The sequence below is a fragment of the Streptomyces sioyaensis genome, from assembly GCF_004122735.1.
GTDB lineage: Bacteria > Actinomycetota > Actinomycetes > Streptomycetales > Streptomycetaceae > Streptomyces > Streptomyces sioyaensis.
In genome coordinates, this window is sequence record NZ_SDIF01000081.1 from 20,876 (window position 1) to 30,471 (window position 9,596).

The following is a 9,596-nucleotide window of genomic DNA, read 5'->3' on the forward strand; positions in this document are numbered from 1 at the left end:
CGATTAATTGCCCCTCTAATGGGGTGGTGACTTCCCTAGATCGCCGCTCCGTGCTGCGCGCGGCCGCCTCGGTGGCCGCCGCCGGCGCGCTCGTGGCGGGCTGCGACCCGGACCGGGACGAGGACCCCGGTGCCCGGCACACCCGCCGGGCGAGCCCTTCCGGGGAGAGCCATCCCGTGCCCGCCCCGGCGCATGCCGCCCGGCCGCCGACCCGGGCGTCCGGTCTGCCCGTGGAGATCGCGCACGGGCCGCGCACCGGGCATGCGGTCGCGCTGACCTTCCACGGCCGGGGCGACCCCACGCTGGCCAGGGCGCTGCTGGGCGAGGCCGAGCGGGCCGGTGCCCGGGTCACCGTGCTCGCCGTCGGCGACTGGCTCGACGAGCAGCCCGCGATGGCCCGCCGGGTGCTCGACGGCGGTCATGAGCTGGGCAACCACACCATGCACCACCGCAACATCTGCGCCCTGCCGGCCGCCGAGGCGTACGCCGAGATCAGCATGTGCGCGGACCGGCTGCGCGCCCTCACCGGGACCATCGGCAGCTGGTTCCGCCCCTCACAGGCCCAGCGGGCCACGGATCTGGTGACCCGGCTGGCCCGCAAGGCCGGCTATCCGCATGTCCTGTCCTACGACGTGGACTCCCACGATGCCGACGACCCCGGTGCCCCGGCTGTCCAGCGCACGGTCCTGGACTCGGTCGCACCGGGCTCGGTCGTGAGCCTCCACCTCGGGCACGCCGGCACGGTGGCCGCGCTGCCCCCGATCCTCGACGGCCTCCGCCGGCGCGGTCTGCGCGCGGTGACGACAACGGAGCTAGTGACGTGATGGCTGACCGGACCCGTACCCACCACCGCCGGATCCTGCGCGCGCGCCACCGGGCCGCCGCTCTGCTCGCCGTGGCGGCCGCGCTGCTGGCGGCGGGCTGCGGGGGCGGTGACCAGGCCGGACCCTCCGCGCGCAGTCAGCGGCCGGTCGAACGGGTGCCGCTCAAGGCCGCCAGGAACGGCCTCCCGGGGATGCCGCCGCTGCTGGACGCCCACGACCTCTACGCGGCGGACCGGCCGGGTCTGTTGTCCCCGCAGGTCAAGGACTTCCCCTCGCGGATCTACGTTCCCAACACCGGGTCCGACACGGTCAGCGTCATCGACCCGAAGACCTACAAGGTCATCGAGACCATTCCGGTGGGCATCCAGCCGCAGCATGTAGTGCCCTCCTGGGACCTGAAGACCCTCTGGGTCAACAACAACCGGGGCCACGACCTCACCCCGATCGACCCCGCCACCGGCAAGGCCGGCGAGCCCGTCAGGGTCCACGACCCGTACAACCTCTACTTCACGCCCAACGGGAAGTACGCGATCGTGATGGCCTCGATGGACCGGCAGCTGGTCTTCCGCGACCCGCACACCATGGAGGTCCGCAAAGCGCTCCCGGTGCCCTGCTCCGGCGTCAACCACGCCGACTTCTCGCCGGACGGGCGGTACTTCATCGTCTCCTGTGAGTTCTCCGGCGAACTGCTCAAGGTCGACACCGAGAAGATGAAGGTCATCGGCCAGGAGAAGCTGCCGTTCGAGGGGGCGATGCCACAGGACGTCAAGATCTCCCCGGACGGCAGGACCTGGTACATCGCCGACATGATGGCCGACGGCATCTGGGTCATGAATGGCGACAGGTTCGACCGGCCGAGGCTGATGCCGACCGGCAAGGGCGCACACGGCCTCTACGTCAGCCGCGACTCGCGGTACATGTACATCTCCAACCGGGGCGAGGGCTCCATCTCCCTGCTGGACTTCAAGACCGGCGAACTCGTCGACAAGTGGCACATCCGCGGCGGCGGAAGCCCCGACATGGGCGGCCTGTCCACCGACGGCAAGGTCCTGTGGCTGTCCGGCCGTTACCACTCCGAGGTCTATGCGCTGGACGCCCATACCGGCAAGACCCTCGCGAAGATCCCGGTCGGCCAGGGCCCGCACGGTCTGGCCGTCTATCCGCAGCCGGGACGGTACTCCCTGGGACACACCGGCATCTTCCGCTAGCGGCGTGCGGGCCGGACCCGGTGCGTACGGCCGGACCCGCGCATATGCCCGGACAGAGCGCGTACGGCCGGACCCCGCCCGGGGCCCGGCCGTACCCGACCAGTCGTGGTACTCGTCCGCACTAGGCGTTGTACTCGTCCGCCTTCTGCGGCTCCACGCCCTGGATCGCGCCGCTGAGCACCAGGGAGCGGTTGGTGAAGCGCTCGGTGTCCACGCCGTTCTCCTGCAGGACGCCCATCGCGGCCGCATGGACCGTACGCAGCACCGGGGTCGCGGCCCGCAGCGCGTCATCGGCCATGAAGCGGTGGCGCCAGGGCTTGTCGGCCCAGACGTGGCGCAGGCCGAACGGCTCGGGGAGGGTCAGCTTGCCGCCGAGGAAGTCCAGGACCGGCGGGAACCACGTCAGCGGGGCCCGGGCGGTGAGCCGGACCACCTCCTGCGGCTCGATGAGCGGGAGGTGCTGGGTCCGGGTCTCCCAGAACTTGATGACCTTGGCGACGTCCTTGGTCTTGGGCTCCGGTTTCGTCGTGAACAGACCGTTGACCGGGCCGAGGGCATGGCCGGTCACCTCGATGCGCAGCGTCTCGTGGAGCACGGTGACGGTGATCATCAGGGTGATCACCAGCTGCCCGTCCCACAGGACGAACTGGACGCCGAGGTAGTGGCGGTTGCCGCTGCCGAACTGCTGCTCGTTGCAGATCCGCTCTATCTCGTGCCCGCGGATCTGGAACGCCTCGACATGCGTGCCCTCGGGGCGGCTGACGGCGCCGGCCTTCTCACCGACCGGGGAGACGATCCAGTGGCGGACGGACGGCGTGGGGAAGCCGCCGGTGTGCAGTGGACTGCGCTCCAGCAGCCGCAGCCGGTCGTGGATGGCCCGGATGACGTCCCAGCTGCGGAACGGGTGGATCTCGGCGGTTCCCGGCGCCGGCGTCAGCTCCTCGGCGAGCTGCCAGCTGCCCCAGCGCGTTCCCATGCCGAGTATCCCCTTGGGGCCGGCGTAGAAGACGACATTGCTCTTCTGCTCGGCGGAGATTTTGGCGAGATTCTGGCGGAGGGTCTCGGCGGCGATCTGGTTCGGGTCCTGGGGCACCGCCTCGGGGATCTTCGCGGCCACCCCGCCGCCCTCCAGGAGACCCTTCCAGGCCTCCCGCATGGCCACCACGGTTTTCTCGCAGATCTGCTTGGCCCACCACCAGCCGATGACCGGGGCGACGATCATGGCGCGGCCGTACATCGGCCAGAAGCCGTTGAGCGGCAGCTTGATCATGAAGAACAGGCCGAGGCCGGCCAGCACCGTCAGCAACAGCCCGCCGAGCAGGGACAGGCCCGCGCCCGCGCCGTCCTTGGAGAGCATCTTGCGCAGCTGGAAGACGCCCAGCCACAGCAGCACACCGGGCAGGAACAGCACCCCGAACAGCACCATCAGCAGCGTCAGTTTGATGTCGCGCTGCTTGCGGATGCGGGTGGCGGACAGACAGTGCTCGACGATGGTCTGCGGCTCGGTCCCGAAGGACTGGATGAGCGGCTTGCGGTCGCCGCCCAGCATCCGCACCTGCACCGCCCGCGAGAACGCCTCGCCGAGGTTGGGCGCGAACAGCGACAATTTCGGCTTCTTGATCTCGGACTTGCCGGATTCGGAGTCCGCATCGGAGATCTTGGTGAGCAGGCAGTCCCGGTAGGCGGCCGAGGCCAGCGCCTGGGTCGCCGCCGTCTGCCCGGCGCTCCCCGAGAGCGGGACCTGCGCTCCCGGGCTGAAGTCAAAGCCGTCTGCCACTACCGCCCCCCACACCGCACGCATCTGATGATGCGGCTCTTCCCGACTTCCGCTGACGGCACACCTGCTGAGAGCCTGTCGTCGAGCCCGTGACCTCTTCCTGCGCCGTCGGACGGTGCGTACAACGGCAGGAACTCAGCGTACAGCCGCCGCCCGGCCCAAGGGAGTTGGGCGGGACGGCGGCTGCCGTGGTGGCCGGCCGGCCGTTGACTATCCGCCGTTCTCGGCCTGTTCCCGCCACTTGTCGGCGAGTTGCGGCGGCATCGGCTCATGCCGCAGGTGGGTGCGGGAGAACCGCCCCGTGCCGTGCGAGAGGGAACGCAGATCGATGGCGTAGCGGTCGATCTCGATCTCGGGCACCTCGGCCCGCACCACCGTGCGGCCCGCGCCCGACTGTTCGGTGCCCACGACCCGTCCGCGGCGCCCCGACAGATCGCTCATCACCTGGCCGACGAATTCGTCCGGAACCATCACGCTCACCTCGGACACCGGTTCGAGCAGGTCGATCCGGACGTCGCCGGCGGCCTCGCGCAGCGCGAGTGCGCCCGCCATCTGGAAGGCGGCGTCCGAGGAGTCGACCGAGTGCGCCTTGCCGTCGAGCAGGGTCACGCGGATGTCGACGAGCGGATACCCGGCGGCGACCCCGCGCGCGGCCTGGGCGCGTACGCCCTTCTCCACGGACGGGATGAACTGCCGGGGCACCGCACCGCCCACGACCTTGTCCACGAACTCGATGCCGGAGCCGCCCGGCAGCGGTTCGACCTCGATCGCGCAGATCGCGAACTGGCCGTGCCCGCCGGACTGTTTCACATGGCGCCCGCGGCCCGCCGAGGAGGCGGCGAAGGTCTCCCGCAGCGACACCTTGTGGGCGACGGTGTCCACCTGCACGCCGTAGCGGGTCCGCAGCCGCTCCAGCGCCACGTCGACATGCGCCTCGCCCAGGCACCACAGGACCACCTGATGGGTGTCCTGGTGGTGTTCCAGGCGCATCGTCGGATCCTCCGCGACCAGCCGGGCCAGGCCCTGCGAGAGCTTGTCCTCGTCGGCCTTGCTGTGGGCCTGGATGGCGACCGGCAGCAGCGGGTCGGGCATCGTCCAGGGCTCCATCAGCAGCGGGTTGTCCTTGTCGGACAGGGTGTCGCCGGTCTCGGCCCGGGTCAGCTTCGCCACACACGCCAGATCACCGGCGATGGCCTGTGGCAGCGGGCGCTGCTGCTTGCCGAACGGGGCGGACAGCGCGCCGACCCGCTCGTCGACGTCGTGGTCCTCGTGCCCCCGGTCCTCCAGCCCGTGGCCGGAGACGTGCACCGTCTCGTCCGGGCGCAGGGTGCCGGAGAAGACCCGTACGAGCGAGATCCGGCCGACGTACGGGTCGGAGGAGGTCTTGACCACCTCGGCCGCGAGCGGACCGTCGGGATCGCAGCTCAGCGCCTCCCGCGGGGCGCCGTCCGGGCTGGTCACGGCGGGTGCCTCGCGCTCGACCGGGGTCGGGAAGCCGCCGGTGATCAGCTCCAGCAGCTCCAGGGTGCCCAGCCCGTGCCGGGCGCCCTCGGGGGCCGGGGCCGCGGCCAGCACGGGGTGGAAGGTGCCGCGGGCGACCGCGGTCTCCAGATCCCGGGTGAGGGTCTTGATGTCCATCTCCTCGCCGCCGAGATAGCGGTCCATGAGGGACTCGTCCTCGCTCTCGGCGATGATGCCCTCGATCAGCCGTGCGCGGGCCGCCTCGATCCGTGGTAGCTCGTCCGCCGTGGGCGCGCGTTCGGTGCGCTCGCCGGAGGAGTAGTCGTAGACCCGCTGGGAGAGCAGCCCGATCAGGCCGTGTACGGGGGCGTGGCCGTCGGCGCCGGGTGTCCCGTACAGCGGGAGGTGGAGGGGGAGCACGGCGTCCGGGTCGTCGCCGCCGAACGCGGCGCGGCAGTGCTCGGTCATCGCGTCGAAGTCGGCGCGGGACGCCTCCAGGTGCGTGATGACCAGCGCGCGCGGCATGCCGACGGCCGCGCACTCGTCCCAGACCATACGGGTCGCCCCGGCCACGCCGTCGGCCGCCGAGACAACGAAAAGGGCCGCGTCCGCGGCGCGCAGACCGGCCCTGAGTTCCCCGACGAAATCGGCGTATCCGGGGGTGTCCAAGATATTGATCTTGATTCCGCCCCAGTCCACCGGGACCAGGGAGAGCTGTACGGAACGTTGCTGGCGGTGCTCGATCTCGTCGTAGTCGGAAAGACAGCCGCCGTCCTCGACGCGGCCCGCGCGATTGACCGCGCCGGACGCCAGCGCGAGGGCCTCGACCAGAGTGGTCTTTCCCGATCCGGAGTGGCCGACCAGCACCACATTCCGCAGGTCCGTGGGCTGGCCGGCCGTTGATGCCCTGCGGGCGGCTCCCGGGTGTGTGCTCGTTTTCTCGCTCATGTGTCTCGCCTCCAGGTCGACACTTTGCGGTGATTCGAGCTTTCCACCGAGGTCATCATGCGTCCATACGTGGCGCAGGGAACCAGCCCTCCCAAGGGTCCCCGGCGGGGGCCCGCGGGCGTGCCCCGGCGGCGCGCGCCGCCGACCCCGAGCCCTGGTATGCACCCCGCGCCGCGATGCGTTCGCGGTGCCCCGTGGCCGCCTGGCTACGATGGGCCAGCCGGTGGCCCCTTGACCTCGCGGCCCGTATCGACCTCCGGGAAGGCCATGCTGAACAAGTACGCGCGTGCTTTCTTCACGCGTGTTCTCACGCCGTTCGCCGCCCTGCTCATCCGTATCGGCGTCAGCCCGGACGCGGTCACCCTCGTCGGGACCGGAGGCGTGGTGGCCGGCGCCCTGATCTTCTACCCGCAGGGCGAGTTCTTCTGGGGCACGGTCGTCATCACCCTGTTCGTCTTCTCCGACCTGGTCGACGGCAACATGGCACGGCAGCTGGGCCGGTCCAGCCGCTGGGGGGCCTTTCTCGACTCCACCCTCGACCGCGTCGCCGACTCGGCGATCTTCGGTGGGCTCGCCCTCTGGTACGCGGGCCGTGGCGACAGCCTCACCCTCTGTGCGATGGCGATCTTCTGCCTCGCCAGCGGACAGGTGGTGTCGTACACCAAGGCCCGCGGCGAGGCCATCGGCCTGCCGGTGGCCGTCAACGGCCTGGTGGAGCGCGCCGAGCGGCTGGTCATCACGCTGGTTGCCTGCGGCCTGTCGGGTCTGCACGCCTTCGGGGTGCCCGGAGTCGGGATCCTGCTGCCGATCGCCCTGTGGATCGTCGGCATCGGAAGCGCCGTCACCCTGGGCCAGCGTGTGGTGACGGTACGCCGCGAGTCGGCCGAGGCCGACGCCGCCGTCGCACAAGGGGGGAACAGCGCATGAGCGAGCACATCATCGAGAGGTGCGAGGCCGAGCGAAGCGAGGTGTCGGCGTGAGCCCACGCAGGACCGGGCTGCCGGGATTCGACCCCGGCAAGCTCACCGACGCGCTCTACGGCCTGGGCTGGAGCACGGTCAAGAAGCTTCCCGAAGGGGTTGCCGTACGGCTCGGGCGGCGGATCGCCGACACGGTCTGGAAGCGCCGGGGCAAGGGCGTCCTGCGCCTGGAGGCGAACCTCGCCCGGGTGGTCCCGGACGCCTCGCCGCAGCGCCTCGCCGAGCTCTCCCGGGCCGGGCTGCGCTCGTACATGCGCTACTGGATGGAGTCCTTCCGGCTGCCGGCCTGGAGCAGGGAGCGGATAAGGGACGGTTTCACGGCCGAGGACATCCACCTCCTGGAGGACGGGCTCAAGACCGGCCGCGGCGTCATCCTCGCCCTGCCGCACATGGGCAATTACGACCTCGCGGGCGTCTGGGTCACCACCAAGCTCAACACCCCCTTCACCACCGTCGCCGAACGCCTCAAGCCCGAGAGCCTCTACGACCGCTTCGTCGCCTACCGCGAGGGCCTGGGCATGGAAGTGCTCCCGCACACCGGCGGCGCCGCCTTCGGCACGCTCGCCCGCCGGCTGCGCGACGGCGGGCTGGTCTGCCTGGTCGCCGACCGCGATCTGTCCAGCTCGGGGATGGAGGTCAAGTTCTTCGGCGAGGCGACGAAGATGCCGGTCGGTCCCGCGATGCTCGCCGTACAGACCGGCGCCATGCTGCTGCCGGTCACCCTCTGGTACGACGACACCCCCGTCATGCGCGGCCGGGTCCACCCCGAGATCGAGGTCCCGGAGACCGGCACCCGCACCGAGAAGGCCGCCGAGATGACCCAGAGGCTCGCCGACGCCTTCGCCTCCGGCATCGCCGACCACCCCGAGGACTGGCACATGCTGCAGCGGCTCTGGCTCGCCGATCTGGAGCCGCGCGAGCGGCCCGGCACACCGGGCGGGGCCACCGCCCCCGGAACGGAGCAGGCGTGAAGATCGGCATCGTCTGCCCGTACGCCTGGGACGTCCCCGGAGGCGTCCAGTTCCACATCCGGGACCTGGCCGACCACCTCATCCGGCTCGGCCACGAGGTCTCCGTCCTCGCCCCGGCGGACGACGACACCCCGCTGCCGCCGTACGTCGTCTCGGCCGGCCGCGCCGTGCCGGTCCCGTACAACGGCTCGGTCGCCCGCCTCAACTTCGGTCTGCTCTCCGCGGCCCGGGTGCGCCGCTGGCTCCAGCACGGCGCCTTCGACGTCATCCACATCCACGAACCGGCCTCGCCCTCGCTGGGCCTGCTCACCTGCTGGGCGGCCCAGGGCCCGATCGTGGCGACCTTCCACACCTCGAACCCGCGCTCCCGGGCGATGATCGCGGCCTACCCGATCCTGCAGCCCGCGCTGGAGAAGATCAGGGCACGCATCGCGGTGAGCGAATACGCCCGCCGCACCCTCGTCGAACACCTCGGCGGCGATGCGGTGGTCATCCCCAACGGCGTGGACGTCGACTTCTTCGCGTCGGCCGAGCCCAAGGCGGAGTGGCAGGGCCGCACGATCGGCTTCATCGGCCGGATCGACGAACCGCGCAAGGGCCTGCCGGTCCTGATGAAGGCGCTGCCCGCGATCCTCGCCGAGGTCCCCGACGCCCGGCTGCTGGTCGCCGGACGCGGCGACGAGGAGGAGGCCGTCGCCGCGCTGCCCGCCGAGATGCGCTCCCGGGTCGAATTCCTCGGCATGGTCAGCGACGAGGACAAGGCCCGGCTGCTGCGCAGCGTCGATGTCTACGTCGCGCCCAACACGGGCGGTGAATCCTTCGGCATCATCCTTGTCGAGGCGATGTCGGCCGGTGCACCCGTGCTGGCCAGCGACCTGGACGCCTTCGCCCAGGTCCTGGACCAGGGCGAGGCCGGGGAACTGTTCGCCAACGAGGACGCGGACGCGCTTGCCGCCGCCGCGGTCCGCCTCCTCGGCGATCCCGCCCGCCTCACCGAACTGCGCGAACGCGGCAGCCGCCATGTCCGCCGCTTCGACTGGTCCACTGTCGGCGCCGACATCCTCGCCGTCTACGAAACGGTCACCACCGGGGCGGGGGCCGCCTCGGTGGCCACCGACGAACGCATCGGCCTGCGAGCGCGGCGGCGCGTGGCGAAGGACTGACTTCCCACGTTTTTGTCTTTCCCGCCGTGGGTGTTGCTCGCCGTTTGTCGCCCGCTGCGCGGTGCGCTCGCCGTTGCGCCCCTCCGCTGCGCTTTGCGGCGCGGCCGTACGTTGTCGGCTGTCCCGCCGTGGGTGTTTCTCGCCGTTGCGCCTGCGGCGGGCGGTGTGTTGTCGGGTGCGGTGACGGGCCTCCGCGGGTGGGTGTCCGGACTGCTTCGCTTTACGTCCGGACACCCACCCGCTCCGGCCCGTCCCCTCCCGTTG

The 9,596-nt window shown here is 71.1% G+C and carries 7 protein-coding genes; 5 read left to right on the forward strand and 2 right to left on the reverse strand.

Annotated features, from left to right (window positions below; all coding sequences use genetic code 11):
• The first annotated feature begins 26 nt into the window (after positions 1 to 26).
• Both EST54_RS23860 and EST54_RS23865 read left to right on the forward strand, forming a co-directional pair.
• Positions 27 to 824 carry a polysaccharide deacetylase family protein gene (locus EST54_RS23860; RefSeq protein ID WP_372448083.1) on the forward strand — a complete coding sequence of 266 codons (798 nt, stop codon included), beginning with the start codon at positions 27 to 29 and terminating at the stop codon, positions 822 to 824.
• Complete coding sequence (locus EST54_RS23865; protein ID WP_129249770.1) at positions 824 to 2,032, forward strand: YncE family protein; 1,209 nt, start codon at positions 824 to 826, stop codon at positions 2,030 to 2,032. Before EST54_RS23860 ends, EST54_RS23865 begins: the two co-directional genes overlap by 1 nt.
• 121 nt (positions 2,033 to 2,153) lie before the next feature.
• Here EST54_RS23865 and EST54_RS23870 read toward each other — a convergent pair whose 3' ends face one another.
• Together EST54_RS23870 and EST54_RS23875 are read right to left on the reverse strand one after the other, a co-directional pair.
• Positions 2,154 to 3,833 (reverse strand): hypothetical protein, encoded by a 1,680-nt coding sequence (locus EST54_RS23870; RefSeq protein ID WP_167511604.1) that lies wholly within the window; start codon positions 3,831 to 3,833, stop codon positions 2,154 to 2,156.
• A gap of 186 nt (positions 3,834 to 4,019) precedes the next feature.
• Complete coding sequence (locus EST54_RS23875) at positions 4,020 to 6,218, reverse strand: elongation factor G-like protein EF-G2 (RefSeq protein WP_129249772.1); 2,199 nt, start codon at positions 6,216 to 6,218, stop codon at positions 4,020 to 4,022.
• 267 nt (positions 6,219 to 6,485) lie between these two features.
• On the opposite strand from EST54_RS23875, the gene pgsA reads away from it, so the two are divergent.
• From pgsA to EST54_RS23890, 3 genes are read left to right on the forward strand one after another with little or no spacing between them, the layout of a single operon-like run.
• Positions 6,486 to 7,145 (forward strand): phosphatidylinositol phosphate synthase, encoded by a 660-nt coding sequence (gene pgsA / locus EST54_RS23880; protein ID WP_129249773.1) that lies wholly within the window; start codon positions 6,486 to 6,488, stop codon positions 7,143 to 7,145.
• Positions 7,146 to 7,194: 49 nt separating this feature from the next.
• Positions 7,195 to 8,169 carry a phosphatidylinositol mannoside acyltransferase gene (locus EST54_RS23885; RefSeq protein ID WP_129249774.1) on the forward strand — a complete coding sequence of 325 codons (975 nt, stop codon included), beginning with the start codon at positions 7,195 to 7,197 and terminating at the stop codon, positions 8,167 to 8,169.
• Positions 8,166 to 9,332 (forward strand): glycosyltransferase family 4 protein, encoded by a 1,167-nt coding sequence (locus tag EST54_RS23890; RefSeq protein WP_129249775.1) that lies wholly within the window; start codon positions 8,166 to 8,168, stop codon positions 9,330 to 9,332. Before EST54_RS23885 ends, EST54_RS23890 begins: the two co-directional genes overlap by 4 nt.
• Positions 9,333 to 9,596 lie beyond the last annotated feature (264 nt).

Excerpts from the sequence above, each read along its gene's own strand:
- EST54_RS23875 (WP_129249772.1), bottom strand. The coding sequence starts at position 6,218 with ATGAGCGAGAAAACGAGCACACACCCGGGAGCCGCCCGCAGGGCATCA.
- pgsA (WP_129249773.1), top strand. The coding sequence starts at position 6,486 with ATGCTGAACAAGTACGCGCGTGCTTTCTTCACGCGTGTTCTCACGCCG.
- EST54_RS23865 (WP_129249770.1), top strand. The coding sequence starts at position 824 with ATGGCTGACCGGACCCGTACCCACCACCGCCGGATCCTGCGCGCGCGC.
- EST54_RS23870 (WP_167511604.1), bottom strand. The coding sequence starts at position 3,833 with ATGCGTGCGGTGTGGGGGGCGGTAGTGGCAGACGGCTTTGACTTCAGC.